The organism is Sphingopyxis sp. JAI128 (assembly GCF_014207235.1).
Classification (GTDB): Bacteria; Pseudomonadota; Alphaproteobacteria; order Sphingomonadales; family Sphingomonadaceae; genus Sphingopyxis.
This window is the reverse complement of sequence record NZ_JACHDA010000001.1, coordinates 388869-413741: the sequence shown is the minus strand read 5'-3', so window position 1 is coordinate 413741 and position 24873 is coordinate 388869. Positions and strand designations below refer to the sequence as shown.

Below are 24873 nucleotides of genomic sequence, written 5' to 3'. Positions count from 1 at the left end.
AATGTCGCTCACCACACCACAACCGGCGTTCGCCGCATCACCGCTTTGCGTGCTGCCTGTCCCCCCACAGGATTGCGCGATGCTCGTCGGTGAAGCCGGTCAGCCCGCCCTCGATCGTCTCCGCGCGCGCGACGCCGACTTTCAGGCCCTCGGCGACTGCGGGGCGTTCGAGCATCGCGGCGCCCCAGCGATCGACATTGGAGAAACGCCCGGCCTTTTCGATCAGCTGGCGGCGAAGATAGGGCAGGGTCGCCATGTCGGCGATCGTATAATCGTCGCCGCCGAGCCATTCGGCCTCGCCCAGCCTCTTGTCGATCACCATCATCAGGCGGTCGACCTCGCGGCTGTAACGCGCGATGGCATAGTCGTGCCGATCCTTGGCATAATGGGTGAAATGCGCTTCCTGCCCGAACATCGGGCCGACCCCTGATATTTGGAACATCAGCCATTGCCAGCAGATTGCGCGTTTTGCCGGATCGGTCGGCAAGAAGCGCCCCGTTTTTTCGGCAAGATAGAGCAGAATCGCGCCGGTTTCCCACAGCACGAAGCGTTCGCCATCGGGCCCTTCGTCATCGACGATCACCGGCGTCTTGTTGTTCGGGTTGAGCGCGAGAAATTCGGGGGTGAGCTGATCGCCCGCAAGGATATCGATATATTCGAGCCGCCAGTCGAGCCCCATTTCGAACAGCGCGATCGCGATCTTGCGCGCATTGGGGGTCGGGCCGCCATAGAGGGTGATCATCGCCTCAAACCTCTCGCCCGAGCCAGCGTTTCAGGACGTCCGCCGTGTCCTGCCCGACGCTGAGCGGGGCAGGTCGGCGCACGCTTCCTGGCGTCGCCGACAGTTTCGGAAAGATGCCCTGCATCCGGATTTCGCCCAGTTCCTCGTCGGCTACCGTGATCAGCGCCTCGCGCGCGGCGAAATGCGGGTCCGCCAGCATATCCTCGGCATCATAGACGCGGCCGGCCGGAACGCCGGCAGCGACCATCTTCGCTTCCAGCTCGGCGATCGTCAGCGTTTTCGTCCATTCGCCGATTATCGCGTCGAGCTCTTCCTGCCGCGCGCCGCGTGCGCGGTGCGTCGCATAACGTTCGTCGCTGGCGAGTTCGGGGCGGCCCATCGCGGCGGCGAGCCTTGCGAAGACGCCGTCCTGATTGGCGCCGATCAGATATTCGCCATCCTTGCACGGATAGACGTTCGAGGGGGCAATTGCGGGGAGGGTCGATCCGGTGCGGCGGCGTTTGGTACCGCTCGCCGAATAGTCCGATACGGTCGATTCCATGACCTGTAACACCGCCTCGTAGAGCGCCGAGTCGACGATCTGGCCTTCGCCCGTCTTGCCGCGGTGGTGGAGCGCGGCGAGCGCGCCCATGCAGCCGTAAGTCGCGGCGAGCGTGTCGCCGATCGACACGCCCATGCGCGCCGGCGGCAGGTCGGGATAGCCGACGATGCCGCGCCAGCCGCCCATCGCCTCGCCGATGCCGCCGAAACCGGCGCGCGCCGAATAGGGACCCGTCTGGCCGTAACCCGACACGCGCACGACGATCAGCCCAGGGTTGGTCTTGCGCAACTCCGTGGGATCGAGGTTCCATTTCTCGAGCGTGCCGGGACGGAAATTTTCGATCAGGATATCGGCCTTGGCGATCAGTTCGCGCGCGAGCGCCTGACCCTCTTCGGACCGCAGGTCGACCGCGACCGAATATTTGTTGCGCGCGATCACGCGCCACCAGCTCGGCTTGTCGCCTTGACCCCAGTTGCGCATCTGGTCGCCCGTCACCGGGGGTTCGAGCTTGACGATCTCGGCGCCCATATCGCCGAGGAGCTGGCCGCAGAAGGGGCCCGCGATCAGCTGCCCCATTTCGACGACCTTGATGCCTTCCAGCGCGCCCCCGCTGCCCGTCTCGCTCATGTCATTCCTTTCGCGGCCGACTCTGATAAGAGGACCTGCCTCGCCCATGGCCTTTGTATACTTAGAATGCTATGTAATTTTCAACCTGCTAAATGACTGAGGATGATCAGGACGCAAGATGTTGAAAAATCATGTCGTGGAAATCGTCGAGGTCGGCCCACGCGACGGGCTGCAAAATGAAAATGCGATCGTCTCGACCGCCGACAAGCTCGAACTCGTCCGCCGTGCGATCGACTATGGCGTCCGGCGTATCGAGGTGACGAGCTTCGTCAACCCGAAGAAGGTTCCGCAGCTTGCCGACGCCGAAGACCTGGTCGCGATGCTGCCCGACCGCGACGATGTGACCTGGGTCGGCCTCGTCCTCAATCGCCGCGGCGCCGAACGCGCGCTCGCCACCGGCCGCATCGACGAACTGGGCGCGGTCTGCGTGACCAGCGATACGTTCGGCATCCGCAATCAGGGGCAAAGCTCCGCCGAATCGATCGCCGCCGCGGCGGAGATTGTTTCGCTGGCGAAGGCGGCGGGGCGCAGCGGGCAGATCACCATCGCGACCGCCTTTGGCTGCCCCTTCGAGGGTGAGGTCGCGATCGACCGCGTCGTCGAAATGGCAAAGCGCGCCGCCGATGCGGCCCCGCGCGAAATCGCGCTCGCCGACACGATCGGCGTCGGGGTGCCCGCGCAGATCGCCGAAATGGTCGGCCGCGTGCGCGAAGCGGTGGGCGATCTTCCCATACGCGTCCATTTCCACAACACGCGCGGCACGGGCATTGCCAATGTCTGGGCCGCGGTGCAGGAAGGCGCCGCGACGGTCGATGCGTCGCTCGGCGGGCTCGGTGGCTGCCCCTTTGCACCGGGCGCGGCAGGCAATGTCGCGACCGAGGATGTCGCCTATATGCTCGAACGCAGCGGCGTCCGTACCGGCCTCGCGTTGCCGCGCATCGCCGAGGCCGCAGGCTGGCTCGCCGGAGTGATGGACCGCCCCCTGCCGGCGATGGTCAGCAAGGCGCCCGCCTTTCCCGGCTGACGGTCGGACGATGGTGAAAGCAAACAGCAGCGCGGCGGCAAAACTCGTCGCCATCGCTGTCACGACGGGGATCCCGGCGCGCCACGCCATTTCGAGCAACAGGTCCATGCGCGTGCGCATCGCGGTCGCCGTCACCGCGAGCAGCAACAAGGCCTTCGACCCGGTGAGCGCGACGCAGCGTACCGTTTCGGGGATCGGCGCCACGCTGTTCAGCGTCACCCTCGCAAAGAAGGCGGTGATGAACCAGGGGCGACCACGGGCGCGCTGTCCAACGCTGTCATGAGATCGCGCCAATCGTCAGTACGGGCGGCCGCGCAAGGCTTCGCTTGCGAAGGGTAGGGCGACCGGCCTAAGCAGACAACGATGGTCAGCAAGGCCGAGCGGGAGACGCACGATCGTGACACCAATTTGCCACCCGGGTGCGGAGCGCTCGTGCGCATGACCCGGGCGACGATCAAGGATGTCTCGCGTATCGCGGGCGTGTCGATCAAGACGGTATCGCGCGTTCTCAACAAGGAGCGCTATGTCAGTGAAGACATGCGGAAAAAGGTCGAGGAGGCGGTTGCGCGCCTCAACTATCACCCCAGCCTGGCCGCGCGCACGCTAGCGGGCCGGCGCTCGTTCCAGATTGGGCTGGTCCACGACAATCCCAATCCCTATTACATCTTCAACATGCAGGCAGGTGTCGGACTGCGGTGTCGCGAAGCGAATTTCCGGATGATCATCCAGCCGTGCGATATCGCCTCGCCCGGTCTCGTCGACGATATCGGCGCGCTGATCGACCAGGCGCAGCTCGATGGCATCATCATGACCCCGCCGGTGACCGATGTCGGCACCGCACTCGCCGAATTGTTCCGCCGCAAGATTCCCGTCGTACGCGTCCAGCCGGGCACCGACCTGACCGCAACGTCGGCGGTTTATATCGACAACGTCCAGGCCGCCGACGACATGACGGCCCACCTCGTCTCGCTCGGCCATCGCCGCATCGGTCTGGTCACCGGCCACGCCAATTATTTTGCGAGCGGCCAGCGCCTGACCGGCTACCGGCAGGCGCTTCAGCGCGCCGGAATCGGTTTCGACGCGGCGCTCGTCCATCCCGGCCAGTTCGATTTCCGGTCGGGCATCGCCGCCGCCAAGGCGCTGCTGGCACTGCCCGAACCGCCGACCGCGATCTTCGCGAGCAGCGACGAAATGGCGGCGGGCGTGCTCACAGCGGCGCACCGCATGGGCATATCGGTGCCGGACCAGCTCTCGGTCGCGGGTTTCGACGACACCGACCTGGCGCAGGTCGTCTGGCCCGCGCTGACGACGATCCGCCAGCCGATCCGTGACCTGGGCTACGCCGCCGCCGACCTGCTGCTCGAATTCGGCGAGACAATCGAGCGCCGGCAATTGCCGCACGAACTGATCGTGCGCGGATCGACGGCGGCACCGAAGGGCTGAGCGGGAAGGCGGGCTTCGTCCCGTCGCGGCCCGGAAAACCAAGGCTTGCCAAGCATATGGCGGGGCGGTACACAGCTTGCGTTCCAATGCGCAGGAAGGAGGGCGTAATGAATTTTTCGATCGCAGCATGCCCTCCCGGAAGGTTTCGAGCCTTCGAGCGCTTCGACCACTAGGTCCTGAAGCCTCCCTGATTCGGTTTTTCGACCGGATTATCCCCTGACATAACGCTTTGGAGACGGCGCCTTGGCGCCGGTTCATGATATGACATCGACACCCGACACCGGCCGCGCGGATTCGATCCGCCGCGTCCTCGACTTCACATTCCGTCACTGGGCGGGGCAGCGCCGGCGCGTGGCCTTCATCGCCCTGTTTATCACCGTTGCGACCGTCACCGAAATTTTCGTGCCGCTGTACGCGGGACGCCTGATCGACGCGCTCGCGGCTGGTCGGCGCGACGGCGCGCTCGCGCTGTTCGCAGCGATGGCGGCGCTCGGCCTCGCGATGGTGGTACTCCGCCATTTCGCCTGGGCCGGTATAGTTCCCTTCACGCTGCGCATGATGCGAGGCGTGACGCAGGACAGCTTTCACCGCGTCCAGCGCTTCTCGACCGACTGGCACGCCAACGCCTTCGCCGGTTCGACGGTGCGCAAGATCACGCGCGGCATGTGGGCGTTCGATACGCTCAACGACGTGTTGCTGCTGCAACTGCTGCCGTCTGCCGTCGTGCTTTTCGGCACGATGCTCCTCCTTGGCTTGCACTGGCCCGTGCTCGGGCTTGTCATGGCGGTCGGCGCAGCGCTCTATGTTACGATGACCGTCCTGCTGGCCGCGCGCTGGGCTTCACCGGCGGCGACGCTGTCGAACGCGTGGGACACGAAACTCGGCGGACTTCTCTCCGACGCGATCGGCTCCAACGCCGTCGTCAAGGCATTCGGCGCCGAGGATCGTGAAGAAGCGCGCGTCGAAACGCTGCTCGTCAAATGGGCGAAGCGTACGCGGCGCACCTGGATGCGCTACACCTGGTCGGGCAGTGCCCAGATTCTGCTCCTCTGGGGCGTGCGCAGCGCGATCACCGGCGTGGCGATCTGGCTGTGGTGGCGCGGTGCCGCGACGCCGGGCGACGTCACTTTCGTGCTGACCAGCTACTTCGTCGTCCATGGCTATCTCGTCGACATCGGCTTTCACATCCATCACCTGCAACGCTCGGTGAACGAGATGGAGGAACTGGTCGATCTCCACGACCAGTCGCTGGGGATCGAGGATCGCGCCGACGCCGCACCGATCCGCATCGGGGCGGGCGAGGTGCGCTTCGACGACGTCACCTTCCGTTATGGCGGGCACGACACGCCGCTCTACGAGCATCTCGATGTCGTGATCGGTGGCGGCGAGCGGGTCGGGCTTGTCGGCCATTCGGGTTCGGGCAAGACCAGCTTCGTCAAGCTGATCCAGCGTCTCTACGACGTGGACGAGGGCAGGGTGACGATCGACGGGCAGGATGTGTCGCACGCGACACAGCAGTCGCTGCGGGCGCAGATCGCGATCGTCCAACAGGAGCCGATCCTGTTCCACCGCAGCCTCGCCGACAATATCGCCTATGCCCGCCCCGATGCGAGCCGGACCGAGGTCGAGGCGGCGGCGCGGCTCGCCAACGCGCACGACTTCATCGTCCGGCTGCCGCGCGGCTATGCGACGCTTGTCGGCGAACGCGGGGTCAAGCTGTCGGGCGGCGAGCGTCAGCGCGTCGCGCTCGCGCGCGCCTTCCTCGCCGACGCGCCGATCCTGATCCTCGACGAGGCGACGTCGAGCCTCGATTCGGAGAGCGAGGCGCTGATCCAGCAAGCGATGGACCGGTTGATGAAGGGCCGCACCGCGATCGTCATCGCGCACCGGCTGTCGACGGTGCGCACGCTCGACCGCATCCTCGTCTTCGATCAGGGGAAAGTGATCGAGGATGGCAATCACGATGCGCTGCTTGCCAACGCCAATGGCCAGTATCGCCGGCTTTTCGACCGGCAGTCGGGCAATATCGTCAACGCCGATGATGGGGATGCGATGCTGCTCGACGCATAATCCGGCCGCGCGGGCCATCGGTCTCCACTTTACATGACCGGCGGCCCGCCTGCGGCGCATGGTGCATGCCTTCGCGACGACCGTATCGGGCTTCGGCGTCTCGCGCGCCGTGCCCCGGCGTCGCGGAATCGATCGGCACTCCGGCTGCGGTGAAGACCGCCGCGACCTATTTCAACGCGAAGGAGCGAAGTTTCGTTCTCGGTCTTGGTGGCATCGCCCCAAATGTCGGCGCGATCCTCACGCCGTTGTTCATCCCGCTGATGGCGACGATGCGGGGCTGGCAGGCGACCCAGGACGAAGATGGCGAAGTGCAGGTGCCGGCGCATTGACAGGAAAGACGGATCATATTTGTGTTCCCCGCGCGAAAGCCGGGGTCCATATCCTGCCGCTGAATGGACCCCGGCTTTCGCCCGGGGGAGCACGAGGGGCGGCATCTAACGAACCGCGCATAAAACCCGCTTTCCTCTTCCCGCATTTTGGAGTATATGACAACGATGTCAGATTTTCTTTCCGCGCCCGCCCATGTGACCCTCGCCGGTCATGACATTTCACCGATTGCGTGGGGCATGTGGCGCTTCGCGGGCGTCGATGTTTCGGTTGCGCGCGCGCGCATCGACGCTGCGTTCGAGGCCGGCGTCACGCTGTTCGACACTGCCGACATCTACGGATGCGACACGCCGGGCGGCTTCGGTTCGGCCGAAGCCCTGCTCGGCGACGTCTTCGCCGAAGCGCCGGGCCTGCGCGACAAGATGGTGCTGGCGACCAAGGGCGGGATCATCCTCGGCGTGCCCTATGACAGCAGCGCGGCCTATCTGACCTCGGCGATCGACATCTCGCTGAGGCGTTTGCGCACCGATCAGGTCGAGCTGTGGCAGATTCATCGCCCCGACCTGCTTACCCACCCGCAGGAAATCGCGCGCGCGCTCGAGGAGGCGCACAAGGCAGGCAAGGTCGGCGCGATCGGTGTGTCGAACTTCACGCCTTCGCAAACATCGGCGCTCGCCAAATTCCTGCCCGTTCCGGTGGTCAGTCATCAGAGCGAATTTTCGCCGCTCCACCTCGCCCCCCTGTTCGACGGCATCTTCGACCAGTCGATGGCGGAGGGCATGGGCTTCCTCGCCTGGTCACCGCTCGGCGGCGGCCGGCTTGGCGATCCGGCGGACGAGCGCGGACGCGCCGTCGCCGCGTTGCTCGATACGAAGGCGACCGAATACGGCGTCTCGCGCGCCGCTGCGACCTACAGCTGGGTGATGGCGCATCCCGCGCGCCCGATCCCGATCGTCGGCACCCAGAATGTCGAACGGATCAAGGAAATCCCGCAGGCCTTCGCCCCGCGCTGGACGCGCGCCGAATGGTATGCGGTGCTGCAAACATCGATGGGGGAGAAACTGCCATGACCGACCGCGGTTGCGAGGTCAGCCGGTTTTCGGCGCTGTGCGACGACGACTTTCTCGGCGTTCCCGACCCGATGCCCAAATCGAGCTTGGAACATTGCCGCGACATCGTGCTGCAGGCCGACGCTCAAGGGTTCGACGATATCCTGCTCCCCTCGGGCTATACACTCGGCATCGACACCACCGCCTTTGCCGCGGCGATCGCGACAATGGTGAAGCGGATCCGTTGGCTGATGGCGGGGCGCATCGGCGAAAGCTGGCCGCCGCAACGCGCGCGCCAGATCGCGACGATCGACCAGATCCAGCCCTGCGCGAGCCGATCGAGTACTGCTTCGCGCAAGACATCATCACGATCGCGCTCCGGTCCGGCGCCGAGCCTCGGTCTTTGCCTGCGCATAAGCGGCTGATAGCCGACCTTGGCGCCCGAGTTGCGCTTCAACTCGCGCGCGATGGTCAACGGCTGGCGATCCAGAGCTGAAGCGATTTGCCGCAATCGAACATCGCTCCTCGATCGATACCTCGCGGTAGTGGGACATCGCGGCACCTGCCCGGGGTGTTGCACTTTGTTTGGGAACTCAAGGGTGGGGGGGGGCAGCAGCGCCGAAGTCATGGACCCCGGATCAAGTCCGGGATGACGATGGTAGCAAGGGGGATGCCCCGCCTCCTCGTTGAGACGTAGGAGAGAGGGAAGCGGGGCGAGCGCGCTTAAGCAGGGCGCGGCTTGCCAAATGATGAACGAAATTGAATTCCAGCCCTATTCTGGAGCCCTTGCTCCCGGGCTGGACGATGCTATCCCGTTCTCCCATGGAACGATGCGCCACATGCCATTGCGGTCAGCTCGTGCTCCGCTGCACCGGTGAACCTTCCAAGGTCTCGCTCTGCCATTGCTTCGACTGCCAGCGGCGGACGGGCTCGCTGTTCAGCGTCGCGGCCTTCTTTCCGCGCGAATGCGTGACATTGATCGAGGGGACGGCGAAAGTCTTCGCGCGCCCTTCGGCGAGCGGTTTCGACGTTGCGTTCCACTTCTGCCCCGAATGCGGCTCGTCGCTGTGGTGGGAACCGGCACGCATGCCGCACCTGGCCGGGGTCGCGGCGGGGACATTCGAGGATCCGGGCTTTCCCATGCCCGAACAGGCGGTATGGGCCGAGCAGCGTCACGCCTGGCTCGACCTGCCGCTGGTCGAACATGCGCGAAATCCCGTCAAGGCTCCGCCGAAAGACGCCGGCCCAGACTGATGCGATCCTCGACGGCATAACCCAGCTTTGTATAGAAGCGCGCGACCGCTTCATTCGACGCGCGCACCTGCAGGTTCACCTTTTCGCACCCCAGCGCCGCCAGCGCGCTTTCGGCTTTACGGACAAGCGCGGCGCCGACGCCGCCCCGCTGGCAATCCTCCTGCACCGCTACGGCATAAAGCCAACCGCGATGCCCGTCATATCCCGCCATGACCGACCCGATCACCCCGCCGCCGTCGATCGCGACGAACAGCAGGTCTGGCTGGAAGGCGAGCTTCGCCGGGACCGCAATCTCGGCACGGTTCCACGGCGGATCGTTCGGGAACGCCTCTTCCCAAAGCGACTGCACCCCGTCGAAATCGGTTGGTCGATAGCGCCTGATCTCCACGATCTAGACCTGTCCCGCCCAAACCTGCGCGTACAGCATCGCCATTTCCTCGGCATCCGGCACGCGCGGGTTATTTGCGGGCGAGCCCGACGCCGCCGCCTGCGCGCACATCGTCGGAACCAGCGCCTCCCAGCGCGCCGCGTCGATGCCCCACGCTGCCGGCCCCGGCACTTCCAGCTCGCGGTTAAGCGCTGCCAACTCGTCCAGCAATCGCGCCACAGCCGACTGGTCGCCCTCGGCTTCGTCCGCCACCCCCATTGCCCGCGCGCAATCGCCATAGCGGTGCAGCGCGGCGGGCGCCGACCACGCGGTCACCGCCGGCAGTAGCATCGCGTTCGACAGCCCGTGCGGCACATGGAAATGCGCGCCGATCGGCCGGCTCATTCCGTGCACCAGCGCGACCGAGCTGTTCGAGAAGGCGATCCCTGCCTGCGTCGCGCCCAGCATCATCGCCTCGCGCGCTGCGGCGTCCGTCGGGTCGCTGCACACGCGGCGCAGGTTCGGGGCGATCGCGCGCATCGCGAGCAGCGCCACGCCGTCGCTGAACGGGTTGGCGCGCGTCGATACATAGGCCTCGATCGCGTGGACGAGCGAGTCGATGCCGGTGTCGGCGGTCAGCCTTTTGGGCTTGGTGAAGGTCAGCTCATAATCGACGAGCGCCGCGACGGGCAGGTAAGCCAGCCCTGGGCACAGCATCTTCTCGTCGGTCGCCTCGTCGGTGATGATCGTGAAGCGCGTCGCCTCCGACCCCGTTCCCGCGGTCGTCGGGATCGCGATCACCGGCAGGCCGGGCGCGTCCTGTACATGCGGCGCCTTGTAATCGGCCATCACCCCGCCGTGCTGACCGAGCAGAGCAATCGCCTTCGCGCTGTCGAGCGGACTGCCGCCGCCGAAACCGACGACGCAGTCATGCTCACCCTCGAGCAGAAATGCGAGCCCTGCGTCGATCGAAGCGACAGTCGGGTCAGGCACCGTCTCGGCGAACACGCGCGCCGCGATGCCGGCGGCCCCCAGCCCGTCCACCATTTCGGCCACGCGCCCGCTGCTCAACAGATAATTATCGGTCACGACCAATGGCCGCGACAATCCCAGCGACGCCAGCACCTCGGGCAATTGCTTCGACGCCCCGCCGCCGATACGCAGGATGCGGGGCAGGGCGATACTGGCAATACTCAACTGACCATCTCCTCGCGGATCGTTTTGCGCGCTATCCAGAACAGCGCCGAGGTGAGCGCGCCGACCAGGATGAAGATCAGCAGCGATGAGCGCACGCCCTCAGCCGACCTTAGCCCCATTGGCTCGGAGAGGAAATCGCTGACCGCGCCAACGCCGAGCGGCCGAGCCCGAGCCCGGGTTCGTCCGTGTCGAGGCGCATCACCGTGAAGTCCTGCCAGATAGGGATTCACATAGCCGAGGACGCGGATGCCGCGCTCGCACAATTCCGCGATCCGCGCGGGCAGATCGGGGTAGCGCTCTCTGATAGCCGAGCGAGCTGTTCAGATCGACGCCTGCATGTTGAAAAAGACGTTGAGCGCAGGCCCTGATGGCCGCGCTCCGCGCCGCCGACGGCATCATCGTCGCATCGCCGGCCTACCACGGCACGGTTTCGGGGGTGGCGAAGAATGCGCTCGATTATGTGCGGGACCTGGTTTCGGAGGCGCAGCCCTATTTCGACGGCCGCGCTGCCGGCCTGATCGTCGGGCGCGTTCGCCGCGATCGGCGGACCGCGGCATCTACGGGGTCATCTCCAGCCGCCGCATTTCGGTTGGCGCCATGCCGAAGCGACGCGCGAACGCGCGCGTGAAGCTGGCGTTGCTCAGATAACCGCACCGATATCCGATGCTCGAAATCGGCAGATCGCTCTGCGCGAGCAATTGTTTCGCCTGTTCCAGCCGGCGCGCGCTGATCGCCTCGGGAACGGTGCATTGATAAAGCTGCCGAAACCCGTGCGTGAGCTTCGCCTTGCTGAGGCCGCACCGCCGTGCGACGATGCCGACCGTCAGTTTCTCGTGCCAGCATTCGTTCACGATCTGGTGCGCGGCGGCGACCCGCGTGATATCCTGTTCGTTCAGCGTCGTGGCACCGCCGACTTCGACCATGCGCCCGGCTTGGAGCGCCGCGAAGAGCTGGCAGAGCAATTCCATGCTGCGCGCCGTGCGGAGCATCGTCGATGCGGCGCTGTCACCCTCGACCGCGACCAGCGCGCGCCCGAGCCCGCGCAGGTCGGCGGGCAAAAACCAGCGGCCCTCGGCCTTGGGTAGAATAGCGAACAGCCGCAGGCACTCCGCGCGGCCAATGGCGAGCACGACGAGGTGGTCGATCGCCTGGTCGGTCAGATCGGCTTTGCCAAGCATCATGACGGCTGGCTCGCCGATGTCGCCAAAGCCGAGGATCAGCGCATCGTCGGGGAGCGCGCCCGGGTCGCATGGGCCGCGCCCGACGAAACTGGCAAATTCGGACGATATGACGACGGTGCGCTTGCTGTTCATGGAACGCCTATAGCCTTGGCGCTCGCGTATCGCACCATCGTAACATTCATGTCATCAACAGCGTGTTGATGCCCGTCTTCGGCTGTCGATTCGCTCCGCTGCGGTCGCCATTTTTGAAGGACGGAACATGAAAAGCCCGCTTATTCTGACGATCGCAGCGGCCACGCTGACACTTTCGGCGTGTAACGGAAAGCCCGGCGATGCGCCCGCCGCCGACCGCCAGGCTGCTTCCGCAACGGGCAAGGCCATGGGGGCGGATGCGACGACGAATATTGCGGCCGGCATAAAAGGCGCGCCGACCCTCACGAGCCTTGCCAGCGCCATCAATGCGGCCGGTCTTGCGGAAATGCTTTCGGGAGCTGGACCCTTCACCATGTTCGCGCCGTCCGACGCGGCTTTCGTTCAGGTCGCACCGGTGACCCGCGACGGCTGGATGCGCCCCGCGCAAAAGGATGTGCTCGCGGGGGTGCTGAAATATCATGTCGTGTCCGGTGCGCTGACCGCTGCCGACCTTGCCGCCAAGGTCGCCGAGGGCGGGGGCAAGGCCGTGCTCAAGACCGTCGACGGGCAGGATCTGACCGCCACGAAAAGCGGCGACAGGATCCTGCTGACCAGCGCGAGCGGCAACAAGGCGACGGTCACCGCCGCGGATATCGGGCAGTCGAACGGCGTCATCCACGTGATCGACGCGGTGCTCATCCCGCAAATGTAAAATCGATCGCCCGCAAGGCCGGTAAAGCGATATTTTATTTCACAAGGCGCGCGCTTTTCTCACGTGGGGGAATGCGCGCGCCCTTTTTGGGCCGGTTTAGGAGTCGACAGGCTGCACCGCGCGCGGCAAGAGGTGCGCGAAACGGAATCAGCAGGGGAGCGAACCCGTGGATTTTATCGCGATTTTTTCGATTTTCGTCCTGGCGTGCTTCGTCGGCTATTTTGTCGTGTGGTCGGTGACCCCGGCGCTGCACACGCCGCTGATGAGCGTCACCAACGCCATTTCGTCGGTGATCATCGTCGGCGCGCTGATCGCCAGCGCGGCCGCGGGGTCGGCGACCTCGAAATGGCTGGGCCTCGCCGCGGTGGTTATGGCGAGCATCAATATCTTCGGCGGCTTTGCCGTGACGTCGCGCATGCTTGCGATGTACAAGAAGAAGGAGCGCTGAGATGGAATTTCAGTCGATCCTTTCTGCCGCGACCGGCGGCCATGGCGCGGTAAATCCTTACGCAGCCATTGCCTATCTGGTGTCGGGCATCCTGTTCATTCTTGCGCTGCGCGGGCTTTCGAGCCCCGCCACGGCGCAGAGCGGTAACCGCTTCGGCATGGCGGGCATGACGATTGCGGTCGTCACCACGCTGGTCACCCACTTGCCCGGAGCGACCGACAGCTTCGGTCCCGATTCCTACGTATGGCGTTTCGACAGCACGGCATTCATCGAAATCCTCGCGGCGATCGGCATCGGCGCGGTGATCGGTATCGCCATGGCGCGCCGCATCGCGATGACGGCGATGCCGCAGCTTGTCGCGGCCTTCCATAGCCTCGTCGGCCTTGCCGCGGTCGCGGTGGCCGCAGCCGCTTATCTCAATCCGCAAGCGTTCGGCATTGCCGATGCCGCCGGGCAGATCCATGTCGTCAGCCGCGTCGAGATGGGCCTTGGCATTGCAATCGGCGCGATCACCTTTTCGGGATCGGTCATCGCCTTCCTGAAGCTCAACGGCAATATGTCGGGTTCGCCGATCATGCTGCCCGGACGGCACATCATCAACCTCGGCACGCTCGCGGCGATCGTCGCGCTGACCGCTTATTTCACGCAGGACCAGTCGCCGTGGGTGTTCTGGACGATCACGGGACTGAGCTTCGCGATCGGCTTCCTGTTGATCATCCCGATCGGCGGCGCCGACATGCCCGTCGTCGTGTCGATGCTCAACAGCTATTCGGGATGGGCCGCGGCGGCGATGGGCTTCACGCTCGGCAACACGGCGATGATCATCACCGGCGCGCTCGTCGGTTCGTCGGGTGCGATCCTGTCGTACATCATGTGCCGCGCGATGAACCGCAGCTTCATCAGCGTGATCGCGGGCGGCTTCGGCGCCGATGCCGAAGCGGGTTCCGGCGGCGGGGCGAAGGAACAGCGCCCGTGGAAGCCGGGCAGCGCCGACGACGCCGCCTTCCTGATGAGCCAGGCCGAAAATGTCATTATCGTCCCCGGCTATGGCATGGCGGTGGCGCAGGCGCAGCACGCGCTCCGCGAAATGGCTGACCAGCTGAAAAAAGAGGGCGTGAACGTCAAATATGCGATCCATCCCGTCGCGGGACGTATGCCCGGCCATATGAACGTGCTGCTTGCCGAAGCGAACGTGCCCTATGACGAGGTGTTCGAACTCGAGGACATCAACGGCGAGTTCGCGCAATGCGATGTCGCCTTCGTCATCGGCGCGAACGACGTGACGAACCCGGCGGCAAAGACCGACAAGACCTCGCCGATCTATGGCATGCCGATCCTCGATGTCGCCAATGCCAAGACCGTGCTGTTCGTGAAACGCTCGATGGGCGGGGTCGGTTATGCCGGCGTCGACAACGACGTCTTTTACATGGACCAGACGATGATGCTGCTCGGCGATGCGAAGAAGATGGCCGACGACATCGTTAAGGCGCTGAGCGGCAGCGGGCATTAATCGCAACGGCATTGACCCGAATCGTCATCCCGGCGAAGGCCGGGAGTTCAACCTCGCGTCAGCAATTGACGGAGAGACTCCGGCCTTCGCCGGGGTGACGACAAAGGGGTACATGTCACATATGCGCAAGATCGGCCTGATCGGGGGAATGAGCTGGGCATCGACCGAGCTTTATTACCGCCATCTCAACAAGGGGGTGCAAAAGCGCCTCGGCACAGCCTGTTCGGCGCCGATCCTGATGGAGAGCCTGAATTATTGCGAGCTGTCGCGCATCACGACGGCGGAGCAATGGGCGCGTGCGAAAGAGGTGCTTATCGCCTCGGCCAAGCGGCTAGAGGATGCCGGAGCGACCGCGCTGATGATCGCGGCCAATTCGATGCACAAGGTCGCCGGAGACGTCGCCGCGGCCATTTCCATTCCCTTGCTCCATATCGTCGACGAGACCGGCGAGAAGATGAAGGCCGACGGGATCAAGGCAGCGGCGGTGATCGGCACGCGGGGCGTGATGACCGAGCCCTGGTTCCGCCAGCGCCTCGTCCGCCACGGGCTGACGCTTGCGCCCTTCGACGCAAGCCGCGCCGACGAGATCGACCGGATCATCTATGAAGAGCTTATGCTTGGCAAGGTGAACGAAAGTTCGCGCCGGACGATGAAGACCTTCCTGACCGACATTGCAAAGCAGGATATCCAGGCGGTCGTGCTCGCCTGCACCGAACTGGTGATGCTGGTCGACACCGACGCCAATGTCGTGCCGATTTATGACACGACGCGCATCCACGTCGCGGCGGGCGTCGACTGGATTTTAGGCGAGGGAGCTTAGGGTCAGGACCCATTAATTCCAGGTTCGAGGCGTCGAAATGGCGAAGATATCGGACTTGGGTGAGTGCAGCGGGTAGCATCGCTACCCGCAAGGCCGCGCGAGCCTGAGATCGAAGCCATTTCGGCGTCGCTTCGGGATTTGACCGATTTGCCCATGGCTTCGTCAAAAAGTCTCGAAATATCGACATATTCCTGCCCCTTTTCTCGTCGTCCTGAGCAAAATCGCTTCACACCTCGGGCACGGAATTAATGGGTCCTGGTCCTGGAAAACCCTCCCTGTGCCGCAGGCATGGGGACGGGACCGCCGCGACGTTGTATGAATGCCCCTCCGGCAGCGCTTCGCGCTGCCACCTCCGCATCGCGTCGCGACAGGGAGGTTAGGCGTTACCCCACCCGCGTCCACGTCACTGTGCGGCAAAAGACCGCAACGCAGCCCTTCATGGTCATCCTGTCGCCCTTCACGCTGAGGTGCGCCTTGTAATAGCGGCCGTCTTCGGGGCTGTAGCCCTGACCCTTCCAGACCTCCCCCTCCGGGGCAAGATCCCAATAGATGCGCAGGCCCGTCACCTGGCGGCCGCGCTTGGCCTTGTCGGGGTTGCGCGCGTCGAGCTGGCCCCCTGCGGGCTGCTTGATGAGCAGCCGGTCGATGTGCCCGCACATCTTTGCGCCGCAAGGGGTCATCACGACGATTCCCTTGCCGTCATCGGTTTTCCAGCGCCCCGCGATCGAGGCGGGGGCCGCGGCCAGCGATGGCGCGGCGGTGCAAGCGACAAGCGCCAGGGTAAATCTGTGGAACAATGCGACCTCTCCCCGATTAGTCACAAGCCTGTCAGTAACCGGCTTGGCATTACGCCAGTCTTGCACCATGCTGCCAAAAAACAAGGGAGAGTCTGATGCGATTCCATCATCTCGTCGCACCTTTTTGCGCGGTGCTGGCTGTTACAACGCCCGTGTCGGCCAAGACGATCAGCGTCGCCGCCGGTACTGCCGACGCCAATGAGAAGTTGCAGGAGGCGCTGATCCTCGCCGAACCGGGCGATACGGTGCAATTGGACGCGGGTGTGTGGAAGCTGACCGATGGCCTGTCGCTCGACGTCGCCAATGTCACGGTGCGCGGGGCGGGAGCCGGCGAGGGCGGATCGATCCTGGACTTTACGGGCCAGCAGGGCGCGGGCGAGGGGCTTCTCGTCACCTCCGACGATGTCTTGCTCGCCGACTTCGCGGTTCTCAACACCAAGGGCGACGGCATCAAATCGAAGGGCGCCGACCGCATCGTCTATCACAAGCTGCGCGTCGAATGGACCGCGGGGCCAAAGGAAACCAACGGGGCATACGGCATCTATCCTGTCGAAAGCAGCGACGTGCTGGTCGACAGCGTCTATGTTCGCGGGGCATCGGATGCGGGCATTTACGTCGGCCAGTCGAAGAATATCGTCGTCCGCGACTCGATCACGACCGAAAATGTCGCGGGGATCGAGATCGAGAACAGCCATGACGCCGACGTCCACGACAATATCGCGACGAAGAATACCGGCGGAATCCTGGTGTTCGACCTGCCGAGCCTGCCGATGCAGGGGGGGCACAACGTCCGCGTGTTCGACAATATCGTGAACGACAACAGCACGCCGAACTTCGCGCCCAAGGGCAATATCGTCGCGAGCGTGCCGACGGGTACCGGCGTGCTGATCATGGCGAACCGCAATGTCGAGATTTTCGACAATGTCTTCGCCGACAACGGCACCGCCAATGTGATGATCGTCGGTTATCGCTACGAACATAAGGACCCGAAATACCAGCCGCTGCCGAAGGCGATCGTCGTGCGCGGCAACCAGCATGGCAAGGCGGGCTATGCCCCGGCCTTTCCCGGCGGCGACGCGATCGCGGCAGCGATGGGCGGCAGCATTCCGCCGGTGCTGTGGGATGGGTCGGGCGATGCGGTCGTCCTCGACGAGGTCGGCGTGCTGTCGCTGAACCTGCCCGATGTGGCGACGCCGCAGAGCGAGGCGAAGCCGGCGCCGGCCGACCTGTCGACGGGCACGCCCCCCGCCGCGCTGCCGACGATCAAGCTTCCCGACAGCATGGAGGCGAAGGTCCGGTGAGGCGCGTATTAGCCGCCCTCGCGGCGGCGCTTCTGTGCACGAGCGGCGGGGCGGCGGGATCGCTGCCCGGGGTCGATCAGGCCGTCGTCGACAGCGACGCGATGCCAGCGAAACTGTCGGCGTTCGGCCTGTTCCGCGGTAACTACCCGGCGCAGCCGGCGACCGGCCTCGGCTATACGCTGCGCGCGCCGCTGTTCAGCGACTCTACCGACAAGCATCGCTTCATATCGATCCCGGCAGGGAAAAAGGCGACGGTCGCCGCCGACGGGGTCATCGAATTTCCGGTCGGTACCGTGCTCGTCAAAAGCTTCGGCTGGGCCGACGTCAACGGCGGGCGCCCGGTCGAAACGCGCCTGCTGATCCACCGCGCGTCGGGGTGGGTCGCCCTGCCCTATATATGGGATGCCGACGGTAAAGATGCGACGCTGGCGCTCGGCGGACGCCGCGTGCCGGTGACGTTCAAAAGTCCCGACGGGGAGATGCACAGCATCCGCTATGCGGTGCCGAACAAGAATCAGTGCAAGGAATGCCATAGCCTGAACGGCGCGATCGTGCCGATCGGGCCCAAGGCGCGGAACTTCGTTCCCGATCCCGCAGCATCCGCGACGCTGCGAGCCCTCTATTTCGACAACCCGGCGGCGCTGAAACCGACGATGCCGCAATGGGACGACCCGAAAGCTGGAACCGTCGCCGACCGCGCGCGCGCCTATCTCGACGTCAATTGCGCGCATTGCCATAATCCGGCAGGCAGCGCGTCGAACAGCGGCCTGTTTCTGCGCTGGACCGACGATCCGAAGGGGGTGAATTACGGCATCGGCAAGCGCCCGACCGCGGCGGGACGCGGCAGCGGCGGCATGGATTTCGCCATCGCACCGGGCGACCCGGCGCACAGCTTCCTCATCTATCGCCTCGAAAGCACCGATCCCGGCATCGCGATGCCCGAGGTCGGGCGCTCTACGGTGCACAAGGAAGGCGCGGCGCTGCTCAGGCAATGGATTGCCGAGATGCCGAAAGACGCGCATTAGGCGGCGCATGACAAGCCTCGTCCTCCACGATTATTTCCGCTCCTCGGCCAGCTTTCGCGTCCGCATCGCGATGAACCTGAAAGGGCCCGCCTACGAACGCGTCGAAATCAGCCTGATCGCGGGCGAGCAACGCAGCGACGCCTATCTCGAGCAGAATGCGCAGGGGTTCGTCCCGATGCTCGTGGTCGATGGCGAGCCGATCATCCAGAGCATGGCGATCATCGACTGGCTCGACCGCGCTTATCCCGAGCCGCGGCTGATCCCCGAAGAGGCGATGCCGCGCGCGGTCGCGCTGGCCCAGGCGCAGGTCATCGCGAGCGATATCCATCCGCTCAACAATCTGCGCGTGCTCAAATATCTGACGAAGGATTTGGGGCTCAACGAACAGACCAAGGGCCGCTGGATCGCCACCTGGATCGCGCAGGGGTTCGAGGCGCTCGAGGCGATGGCGGGTGAGGGGACTTACCTTGGCGGAGAGACACCGGGAATCGCCGACTGCTGCCTCGTCCCGCAAATGTATAATGCGCGGCGTTTCGAAGTGCCGCTAGACGATTATCCGCGGCTGATCGCGATCGACGCGGCGTGCATGGAGCTGGACGCGTTCCGGAATGCGCATCCCGACGCGGTAAAGCCGGCGTGATCCGCTGGCTGACGGGGGTCGCCGCGCTGGCCATGCCGGCGGCGGCGATGGCGCAGGACGACTTGGAACCCATCGTCATTCCGATACTCAAGGGTCCATCTGAAGAGATTGTGGTTGTCGGCAGCGGCGTGCTGACCCGTTCCGATGGCGACACCGTCCAGAGCAGTCAGCTTTTGACCGATGTCGATGCCGGCCTCGGCGCCCGCGTCGAAAACCGCCTGCGCGACGAAGCGGGCATCGTGCAGTTCCGCCGCTCCGACGGACGCAGCGCGCATCCGACGAGCCAGGGCGTGACGCTCCGCGGGCTGGGCGGCAATGCGTCGAGCCGCGCGCTGGTGACGCTCGACGGCGTGCCGCAGGCCGATCCGTTCGGCGGCTGGGTGGCGTGGAGCGCCTATGATGCGATCAACCTCGGCGGCATCTCGATTACCCGCGGCGGCGGGAGCGGGGCCGATGGACCCGGCGCGCTGGCGGGCACGGTCGGCCTCTACTCTGAAATGACCGAGGGCGTCACCGCGAGCGCCGCTTATGGCAGCCGTGACAGCTTCGATGCGTCGGCGAGCGCCGGGACCGAACTCGGTAATGGGCAGGTCGCGATCGATGGCCGCTACAGCCGCGGTGACGGCTTTGTGCCCGTCGCGAAGGGCCAGCGCGGCGCAGTCGACCGTGCCGCGCCCTACGAACAGGGCGGGCTCGGCGTGCGGTTGCGCTTGGATGCCGGCGACAACAGCCGCATCGAGGCGAGCGTGCGCGGCTTTTCCGACCGGCGCGACCGCGGCACCGACTTTACCGAGAGCAAGGTCGACGGGCTCGATGCCAGCCTGCGCGTCGTCCATGACCCCGCGGGCGGGACGCAATGGCTCGCGCTTACCTATATCCAACTTCGTGATTTCGAGAGCGGGTTCGCGAGCGTCGCGGCGGGGCGGAACAGCGCCGCTCCTGCGTTGTTCCAGCGTGTCCCTGCAACGGGTCTCGGCGCGCGCTTCGAACTGCGCCCGGCGGTCGGCGGCGCGAACCCGCTCCGCGTCGGCGCCGACTGGCGGCGCACCACCGGCCGCACCGAAGAGGATTATTTTTTCACCGCCGGCGTTCCTGGCCGCCACCGCTCCGCCGGGGGCAGCAGCGATACCATCGGAGCTTTTGCCGGATGGACGTCGGGCGACCCGGATGACGGCTTCCTCTGGACGCTGAGCGGGCGGGTCGATCGCTGGTGGCTTGGCACCGGCTATCGAACCGAGCGCAATCGCGACGGCGGACCGGTCATTAGCGACCTGCGGTTCGCGTCGCGGCAGGGCTGGGAAGGCAGCGGCCGTGCGGGCGTGCGCTGGACGTCGGATGCGTTTTCGCTGCGCGCCGCCGCCTATCGCGGCTGGCGACTGCCGACGCTCAACGAGCTTTATCGCCCGTTCCGCGTCGGTTCCGAGACCACGATGGCGAACGAGATGCTGAAACCCGAACGGTTGTGGGGCGGCGAGGTCGGGATGGACTGGGACAATGGCGATACAAAGCTTTCGGCGACGCTGTTTGCAAACCATCTGACCAACGCGATCGCCAACGTCACGCTCGCGCCGAACCTCAACCAGCGGCAGAATCTGGGTGCGATCGACAGCAAGGGGATCGAGGTCAGCGCCGAACAGCGGATCGGCCCCGCAACATTGCGTGCGACCTATGCCTTAACCGATGCGAAGGTCGACGCCTCGGGCGGCGCGGCGCGGCTCGACGGCCGCCGTCCCGCGCAGATTGCCAAGCATGGCGGCAGCCTGTCGCTGCGTAGCAATGACGATGGCCCTTTCGGTGGCTTCGCGACGCTGCGCTATATCGGCAAGCAGAATGAGGACGATCTGGGGCTGCTCGCGTTGGGCGACGCGTTGACGCTCGACGCCGGGCTGTGGTGGAAATTCAGCGATGCGGTCAGCATCGAGGCGCGGGGCGAAAATCTGTTCGACGAACTGGTACCGGCCGCGATCTCCTCGGCGGGCATCGTGGAACGCGCGACCCCGCGCACGCTGTGGGTCGGCGTTCGGACGAGGTTCTGACAGAGAGACGCATGTTTTGCGAGACGGCGGCCGGTTTCGACCGGAAGCGGACGTTGATCTCCCCTCTCGCTTGCGGGAGGGGGCGGGGTAGGCAGCGCCGCTGCGATCAGCCCACCCCGCTACGGCTAGCGAGCTAGCCACGCTGCCCCTCCCGCAAGCGGAAGGGGAAATCAGTTCTCAGCATCAATTTCCTCCCAATAGGAAATCCCCGCCGACCGGGATTGCGCACCGATAAAGGGCCGTTTAGGCTTCCCGCGCCGGGATAGTTGGGGATTTTGACAAGCATGGCCACGAAGAAGCTGAATCTAGACAATTTCCTGCCGTACCGCCTGTCCATCGCGTCGAACGCCCTGTCGAGCCGGATTGCTGCTGAATATCAGAACCGCTTCGGGCTGAAAATTCCCGAATGGCGGCTGATGGCGGTCCTTGGCGAAGGGACGCCGAAAACGCAGCGCGAACTGGTAGAGGCGACTCGCATGGACAAGGTGACCGTAAACAGGGCGGCAAAGGCGCTCGCCGATCGCCAGCTCATTGCGCGCGAGGCGCATCAGGCCGACGGGCGTTCGCATCATCTCGACCTCACCGATACCGGACGTTCGCTCTACGATGCCATCGTGCCCGCCGCGCTTGCCAGTGAGACGCGGCTCGAATCGAACATCAGCGCAAGCGAACGCGCGACGTTGATGGCGATCCTGGCAAAGTTGACCGCTGCCGCCGAAACCTATGACTGACCGGGCCTATCGCGCCGCGCGGGCGGACGCGCTGCGCATCGAGCCGCTAGGCGAGCTGACCGCGCTATTCGATCGCCGTTCGATGCAGACACACCTCGTCGTTTCGCCGATGCCCGAGATCTTGGAAACAATGGGCGACGATGCCTCGAACGCGACCGCGCTCGCCAGACGCCTTGCCGCGTCGTTCGATCTCGAAAGCGAGGGCGATGCCATACCGGTCCTTGCCGAACGCCTTGCCGAACTTGCCGCCATGGGGCTGGTGGAGCGCGCGTGAGGCACGAGACCCGCATTGCTGTTGGTCCGGTGCAATTCCGTATCGGCAGCGACTGGGCGGAGCCGATCGCAGCGCTTGAGCGTCTGTACGCGGTCTATCCAAAGGACGGCATGCGCCCCGCCGATGCAACGGTGCGGTTGTTCGCCGCGCGGCCGTGGCGGCGCTGGTTGCGTCCCTCGGTTCATATCGGCGGTGATTTCGTGGTCCCGGACGCGCTGCCGCTGCCACTGCCGATGGGCCTGCTTGCTGCCGAAATGGCGATGAATTTGCAGGTCGCGCTCGGCTGGCGGCGACATATGTTGCTTCATGCGAGCGCTGTTGCACGCGATGGCCGCGCGCTGATCATGTCGGGCGAATCGGGGTCGGGTAAATCGACGCTTGCCGCGCTGCTGGGGGAAGGAGGCGACTGGCGGCTGATGGGCGACGAGTTCACGCTGATCGACCCGGCGGACGGCGACGCTTTGGCTTTTCCGCGCGCAGTCAGCCTCAAGAACGAGGCGATCGCCGAGGTCGCGGCGCGCGTGGATGCGGCGCGCCTCGGGCCGCTGCTCGCGGGAACGCCGAAGGGCGATATCCGCCACCTTGTCCCGCGCGCCGATGCGATCGCCGCGATGCACGAACCCGCGCGCCCGGCGTTGTTGCTCTTCCCCCGCTTCGGAGGCGAATCGGCTGTCGAGCCGATGGGCGAGGGCGAAGCCTTCGTCCGGCTGACCGAGGCATCGACCAACTATGTCGCGCTCGGCGAAGCGGGCTTTGCCGCGCTGACGCGACTGGTGCGCGAAACGCCGGCGTTCGCCATTTCCTATCCCGACAGCGAGGCGGGCATCGGCCTGGTCGAACATCTCTGGGCCGAGGCGTAGCGGTGAGCGCGGTGGTCGCCTTGGTCGACCTGCTGGCCGGTCGCCGCGATCCGGCCAAGCTGGCGCGGCCCGACTGGGACGGTATCATCGGCGTCGCGCGCAGCGAAGCCATGCTCGCCACGCTCGCCTTCCTCCTCGAAGGTGCCGCCCTTCCCCCGACCGTCGCGGCGCTCTTTGCCGATCAGCGCATGGCGGCAAAAGTCGCACAGACGCAGGCACTATGGGAGGCCGAAATGGCCCGACGCGCGCTTGCGCCCGCCGGCGTCGAGTTCGTGCTCCTGAAGGGGGCCGCCTATGCCGTCGCCGGCATGGCCTGCGCCGAAGGGCGACAGATCGGCGATCTCGATATCCTCGTCCTTGCCTCCGACATCCGCCGCGCCGAGAATTTGTTGCTCAAGGCGGGCTGGGAATGGGTGAAGTCCGATCCCTATGACGATCATTATTACCGTGCGCATATGCATGAACTGCCGCCACTGATTCACAAGGCGCGCGATCGGATGATCGACGTTCATCACACGATCCTGCCCCGCACGCACCGTATCACGCCCGACGCGCTCGCGTTGATGAGCGACGCGGTCCGCAGCGCCGATGGTTACGCCGTGCTTTGCCCTGCGGACATGGCGGTTCATTGCGCGGCGCACATGCTTGCGGACGGCGATTTGCAGGGCGGGTTGCGCAACCTGTGGGATTTCCACACGATGACGCGCGATTTCGTGGCGACCGATCCGGGCTTCTGGGGCAAGCTCGACGGGCGTGCCGCGCTGCACGGTTTGCGCGGCGCGGTGCATCGCGCCGCGCGGCTGTCGCGCGACCTTTATGGCGCGCGATTGCCCCAAGGCTGGGACAGGCACGATCCGGTCGACCTCTGGTTTCGCCGCCGTCTGTTCGCGCGCGACGATTGGGGCCGCGTCACGAATCCGCTGCTGGAACAGGCCTTTTACATCCGCTCGCACTGGCTGCGCATGCCGCCCGCGATGCTCGCGCGGCATTTGTGGACGAAGTGGCGGAAAGGGTCCTGACCCTGGCTTTCGCCAAGGGTCACAATGTCGCGAGCAACGGGACCAGTTCGTCGAAATGATCGATGATATGATCGGCGCCATGCTCGGCCGCGGGGCGATGCAGGAAGCCGAAACTGACCAGCACGCTCGTCGCCCCCGCACCGCGCGCGGCTTCGACGTCGAAGATGCTGTCGCCGATCAGCGCTGCGCGACCGCCGCCGCACCGCTCGATCATCGCGCGGACGGGCGCGGGCGACGGCTTGGCCTTTCCCGGTCCCAACGTATCGCCGCCGATGATCGTCGCCATCCGGTCGGCGAGCCCCAATTCGCCCAGAAGCTGGCGCGCGAGGCGCTCGAGCTTGTTCGTGACGACCGCAGTGCGCACCCCCATCGTATCAAGCCGGTCGAGCGCGGCGATGAGGCCGGGAAAGGGCCGGCTGCGCACGGCGATATGCGCTTCATAATAGGCAAGCAATTCGTGCAGGAGCCGGGGCACATCGTCCTGCGGGATGCCTCCCGTTGCGGCGAGCGCGCCTTCAAGCAGGTGCGTCGTGCCGAGGCCCACCAGCGGGCGAACCGCGTCCGCACTCAGCGGCGCGCGGTCGATCGTCGCCAGCACATGGTTCACCGCGGCCGCAAGGTCGCCGAGCGTGTCGAGCAACGTGCCGTCCAGGTCGAAGCCAACGGTCGCGAAAGGAAATCCGTCCATCGGCTCCGCATGGCGCGATGTGCTGGCAACTGCAATGATTTGCTGGCATGGGATCGCG

The 24873-nt window shown here is 65.4% G+C and carries 27 protein-coding genes and 1 pseudogene; 21 read left to right on the top strand and 7 right to left on the bottom strand.

Going from position 1 to position 24873, the window contains the following annotated elements; genetic code table 11:
* Positions 1-37: 37 nt before the first annotated feature.
* Both HDC35_RS02020 and HDC35_RS02015 read right to left on the bottom strand, forming a co-directional pair.
* The gene (locus tag HDC35_RS02020) at positions 38-742 is read right to left on the bottom strand and encodes a glutathione S-transferase family protein (protein ID WP_184643183.1); all 705 of its coding nucleotides are present in this window, start codon (positions 740-742) and stop codon (positions 38-40) included.
* A gap of 4 nt (positions 743-746) precedes the next feature.
* The gene (locus HDC35_RS02015; RefSeq protein ID WP_184643182.1) at positions 747-1910 is read right to left on the bottom strand and encodes a CaiB/BaiF CoA-transferase family protein; all 1164 of its coding nucleotides are present in this window, start codon (positions 1908-1910) and stop codon (positions 747-749) included.
* A gap of 118 nt (positions 1911-2028) precedes the next feature.
* Here HDC35_RS02015 and HDC35_RS02010 point away from each other — a divergent pair, with 118 nt between their 5' ends.
* The 8 genes and pseudogenes from HDC35_RS02010 to HDC35_RS01975 all read left to right on the top strand — a co-directional run bounded on the left by HDC35_RS02010 (position 2029) and on the right by HDC35_RS01975 (position 9077).
* Entirely contained in the window at positions 2029-2934 is a 906-nt protein-coding gene (locus HDC35_RS02010) for a hydroxymethylglutaryl-CoA lyase (protein ID WP_184643181.1), read from the top strand.
* Between the two features lie 10 nt (positions 2935-2944).
* Positions 2945-3217: a hypothetical protein gene (locus HDC35_RS02005; protein ID WP_184643180.1), complete on the top strand. Its 273-nt coding sequence runs from the start codon at positions 2945-2947 to the stop codon at positions 3215-3217.
* 80 nt (positions 3218-3297) lie between these two features.
* Positions 3298-4377 (top strand): LacI family DNA-binding transcriptional regulator, encoded by a 1080-nt coding sequence (locus HDC35_RS02000; RefSeq protein WP_260397432.1) that lies wholly within the window; start codon positions 3298-3300, stop codon positions 4375-4377.
* A gap of 261 nt (positions 4378-4638) precedes the next feature.
* Positions 4639-6447 carry an ABC transporter ATP-binding protein gene (locus HDC35_RS01995; RefSeq protein ID WP_184643179.1) on the top strand — a complete coding sequence of 603 codons (1809 nt, stop codon included), beginning with the start codon at positions 4639-4641 and terminating at the stop codon, positions 6445-6447.
* Between the two features lie 149 nt (positions 6448-6596).
* Positions 6597-6776, top strand: a complete 180-nt coding sequence (locus HDC35_RS01990; protein WP_184643178.1) for a hypothetical protein — start codon at positions 6597-6599, stop codon at positions 6774-6776.
* A 156-nt stretch (positions 6777-6932) separates the two neighbouring features.
* Positions 6933-7844 (top strand): aldo/keto reductase family oxidoreductase, encoded by a 912-nt coding sequence (locus tag HDC35_RS01985; protein ID WP_184643177.1) that lies wholly within the window; start codon positions 6933-6935, stop codon positions 7842-7844.
* Positions 7841-8143, top strand: a pseudogene (locus HDC35_RS01980) (alkanesulfonate monooxygenase); the annotation flags it as partial. The gene HDC35_RS01985 and the pseudogene HDC35_RS01980, both read left to right, overlap by 4 nt.
* 538 nt (positions 8144-8681) lie before the next feature.
* Positions 8682-9077: a GFA family protein gene (locus HDC35_RS01975; protein ID WP_311770702.1), complete on the top strand. Its 396-nt coding sequence runs from the start codon at positions 8682-8684 to the stop codon at positions 9075-9077.
* Here HDC35_RS01975 and HDC35_RS01970 read toward each other — a convergent pair.
* Positions 9043-9465 carry a GNAT family acetyltransferase gene (locus HDC35_RS01970; RefSeq protein WP_184643175.1) on the bottom strand — a complete coding sequence of 141 codons (423 nt, stop codon included), beginning with the start codon at positions 9463-9465 and terminating at the stop codon, positions 9043-9045. The two genes, HDC35_RS01975 and HDC35_RS01970, sit on opposite strands and share 35 nt — an antisense overlap.
* 3 nt (positions 9466-9468) lie before the next feature.
* Positions 9469-10641 carry an iron-containing alcohol dehydrogenase gene (locus HDC35_RS01965; protein WP_221438068.1) on the bottom strand — a complete coding sequence of 391 codons (1173 nt, stop codon included), beginning with the start codon at positions 10639-10641 and terminating at the stop codon, positions 9469-9471.
* 367 nt (positions 10642-11008) lie between these two features.
* On the opposite strand from HDC35_RS01965, the gene HDC35_RS01960 reads away from it, so the two are divergent.
* On the top strand, positions 11009-11269 hold the full coding sequence (locus HDC35_RS01960; RefSeq protein WP_184643174.1) for an NAD(P)H-dependent oxidoreductase: 261 nt from the start codon (positions 11009-11011) through the stop codon (positions 11267-11269).
* Here the strand turns inward: HDC35_RS01960 and HDC35_RS01955 are convergent.
* Complete coding sequence (locus tag HDC35_RS01955) at positions 11199-11954, bottom strand: helix-turn-helix transcriptional regulator (protein ID WP_184643173.1); 756 nt, start codon at positions 11952-11954, stop codon at positions 11199-11201. The genes HDC35_RS01960 and HDC35_RS01955 overlap by 71 nt on opposite strands.
* A 127-nt stretch (positions 11955-12081) precedes the next feature.
* On the opposite strand from HDC35_RS01955, the gene HDC35_RS01950 reads away from it, so the two are divergent.
* From HDC35_RS01950 to HDC35_RS01935, 4 genes are all read left to right on the top strand, one after another.
* Complete coding sequence (locus tag HDC35_RS01950) at positions 12082-12666, top strand: fasciclin domain-containing protein (protein ID WP_184643172.1); 585 nt, start codon at positions 12082-12084, stop codon at positions 12664-12666.
* 166 nt (positions 12667-12832) lie between these two features.
* On the top strand, positions 12833-13114 hold the full coding sequence (locus tag HDC35_RS01945) for a proton-translocating transhydrogenase family protein (protein ID WP_058803547.1): 282 nt from the start codon (positions 12833-12835) through the stop codon (positions 13112-13114).
* 1 nt (position 13115) lies between these two features.
* Positions 13116-14624: an NAD(P)(+) transhydrogenase (Re/Si-specific) subunit beta gene (locus tag HDC35_RS01940; RefSeq protein ID WP_184643171.1), complete on the top strand. Its 1509-nt coding sequence runs from the start codon at positions 13116-13118 to the stop codon at positions 14622-14624.
* Between the two features lie 121 nt (positions 14625-14745).
* Positions 14746-15444, top strand: coding sequence for an aspartate/glutamate racemase family protein (locus HDC35_RS01935; RefSeq protein ID WP_184643170.1), 699 nt, complete (start codon positions 14746-14748; stop codon positions 15442-15444).
* A 383-nt stretch (positions 15445-15827) separates the two neighbouring features.
* Here HDC35_RS01935 and HDC35_RS01930 read toward each other — a convergent pair whose 3' ends face one another.
* The gene (locus HDC35_RS01930) at positions 15828-16241 is read right to left on the bottom strand and encodes a DUF2147 domain-containing protein (RefSeq protein WP_184643169.1); all 414 of its coding nucleotides are present in this window, start codon (positions 16239-16241) and stop codon (positions 15828-15830) included.
* Positions 16242-16336: 95 nt separating this feature from the next.
* Between HDC35_RS01930 and HDC35_RS01925 the strand changes: the two genes are divergently transcribed.
* The 8 genes from HDC35_RS01925 to HDC35_RS01890 all read left to right on the top strand — a co-directional run bounded on the left by HDC35_RS01925 (position 16337) and on the right by HDC35_RS01890 (position 24127).
* Positions 16337-17542, top strand: a complete 1206-nt coding sequence (locus HDC35_RS01925) for a parallel beta-helix domain-containing protein (RefSeq protein WP_184643168.1) — start codon at positions 16337-16339, stop codon at positions 17540-17542.
* Positions 17539-18567: an SO2930 family diheme c-type cytochrome gene (locus HDC35_RS01920; protein WP_184643167.1), complete on the top strand. Its 1029-nt coding sequence runs from the start codon at positions 17539-17541 to the stop codon at positions 18565-18567. The genes HDC35_RS01925 and HDC35_RS01920 overlap by 4 nt, the downstream gene beginning before the upstream one ends.
* A 7-nt stretch (positions 18568-18574) precedes the next feature.
* Positions 18575-19207 (top strand): maleylacetoacetate isomerase, encoded by a 633-nt coding sequence (maiA, locus tag HDC35_RS01915; RefSeq protein WP_184643166.1) that lies wholly within the window; start codon positions 18575-18577, stop codon positions 19205-19207.
* Positions 19204-21243 (top strand): TonB-dependent receptor, encoded by a 2040-nt coding sequence (locus HDC35_RS01910; RefSeq protein ID WP_184643165.1) that lies wholly within the window; start codon positions 19204-19206, stop codon positions 21241-21243. Before maiA ends, HDC35_RS01910 begins: the two co-directional genes overlap by 4 nt.
* 284 nt (positions 21244-21527) lie before the next feature.
* Positions 21528-21974 (top strand): MarR family winged helix-turn-helix transcriptional regulator, encoded by a 447-nt coding sequence (locus HDC35_RS01905; protein WP_184643164.1) that lies wholly within the window; start codon positions 21528-21530, stop codon positions 21972-21974.
* A complete protein-coding gene (locus HDC35_RS19790; protein ID WP_184643163.1) occupies positions 21967-22248 on the top strand; it encodes an HPr-rel-A system PqqD family peptide chaperone in 282 nt (93 codons plus the stop codon). The genes HDC35_RS01905 and HDC35_RS19790 overlap by 8 nt, the downstream gene beginning before the upstream one ends.
* Positions 22245-23108 (top strand): HprK-related kinase A, encoded by an 864-nt coding sequence (locus HDC35_RS01895; protein WP_184643162.1) that lies wholly within the window; start codon positions 22245-22247, stop codon positions 23106-23108. Before HDC35_RS19790 ends, HDC35_RS01895 begins: the two co-directional genes overlap by 4 nt.
* A gap of 2 nt (positions 23109-23110) precedes the next feature.
* The gene (locus HDC35_RS01890) at positions 23111-24127 is read left to right on the top strand and encodes a nucleotidyltransferase family protein (protein WP_184643161.1); all 1017 of its coding nucleotides are present in this window, start codon (positions 23111-23113) and stop codon (positions 24125-24127) included.
* A 19-nt stretch (positions 24128-24146) separates the two neighbouring features.
* Here the strand turns inward: HDC35_RS01890 and HDC35_RS01885 are convergent, their stop codons facing one another.
* Positions 24147-24815, bottom strand: coding sequence for an HAD hydrolase-like protein (locus HDC35_RS01885; protein ID WP_184643160.1), 669 nt, complete (start codon positions 24813-24815; stop codon positions 24147-24149).
* Positions 24816-24873: the final 58 nt, after the last annotated feature.

What these genes read in the sequence shown, in the direction of transcription:
- maiA (WP_184643166.1), top strand. Translation starts at nt 18,575, where the DNA reads ATGACAAGCCTCGTCCTCCACGATTATTTCCGCTCCTCGGCCAGCTTT.
- HDC35_RS01955 (WP_184643173.1), bottom strand. Translation starts at nt 11,954, where the DNA reads ATGAACAGCAAGCGCACCGTCGTCATATCGTCCGAATTTGCCAGTTTC.
- HDC35_RS02010 (WP_184643181.1), top strand. Translation starts at nt 2,029, where the DNA reads ATGTTGAAAAATCATGTCGTGGAAATCGTCGAGGTCGGCCCACGCGAC.
- HDC35_RS19790 (WP_184643163.1), top strand. Translation starts at nt 21,967, where the DNA reads ATGACTGACCGGGCCTATCGCGCCGCGCGGGCGGACGCGCTGCGCATC.
- HDC35_RS01960 (WP_184643174.1), top strand. Translation starts at nt 11,009, where the DNA reads ATGGCCGCGCTCCGCGCCGCCGACGGCATCATCGTCGCATCGCCGGCC.
- HDC35_RS01905 (WP_184643164.1), top strand. Translation starts at nt 21,528, where the DNA reads ATGGCCACGAAGAAGCTGAATCTAGACAATTTCCTGCCGTACCGCCTG.
- HDC35_RS01950 (WP_184643172.1), top strand. Translation starts at nt 12,082, where the DNA reads ATGAAAAGCCCGCTTATTCTGACGATCGCAGCGGCCACGCTGACACTT.
- HDC35_RS02020 (WP_184643183.1), bottom strand. Translation starts at nt 742, where the DNA reads ATGATCACCCTCTATGGCGGCCCGACCCCCAATGCGCGCAAGATCGCG.
- HDC35_RS02015 (WP_184643182.1), bottom strand. Translation starts at nt 1,910, where the DNA reads ATGAGCGAGACGGGCAGCGGGGGCGCGCTGGAAGGCATCAAGGTCGTC.
- HDC35_RS01985 (WP_184643177.1), top strand. Translation starts at nt 6,933, where the DNA reads ATGACAACGATGTCAGATTTTCTTTCCGCGCCCGCCCATGTGACCCTC.
- HDC35_RS01940 (WP_184643171.1), top strand. Translation starts at nt 13,116, where the DNA reads ATGGAATTTCAGTCGATCCTTTCTGCCGCGACCGGCGGCCATGGCGCG.
- HDC35_RS01925 (WP_184643168.1), top strand. Translation starts at nt 16,337, where the DNA reads ATGCGATTCCATCATCTCGTCGCACCTTTTTGCGCGGTGCTGGCTGTT.
- HDC35_RS02005 (WP_184643180.1), top strand. Translation starts at nt 2,945, where the DNA reads ATGGTGAAAGCAAACAGCAGCGCGGCGGCAAAACTCGTCGCCATCGCT.
- HDC35_RS01995 (WP_184643179.1), top strand. Translation starts at nt 4,639, where the DNA reads ATGACATCGACACCCGACACCGGCCGCGCGGATTCGATCCGCCGCGTC.
- HDC35_RS01885 (WP_184643160.1), bottom strand. Translation starts at nt 24,815, where the DNA reads ATGGACGGATTTCCTTTCGCGACCGTTGGCTTCGACCTGGACGGCACG.
- HDC35_RS01935 (WP_184643170.1), top strand. Translation starts at nt 14,746, where the DNA reads ATGCGCAAGATCGGCCTGATCGGGGGAATGAGCTGGGCATCGACCGAG.
- HDC35_RS02000 (WP_260397432.1), top strand. Translation starts at nt 3,298, where the DNA reads ATGGTCAGCAAGGCCGAGCGGGAGACGCACGATCGTGACACCAATTTG.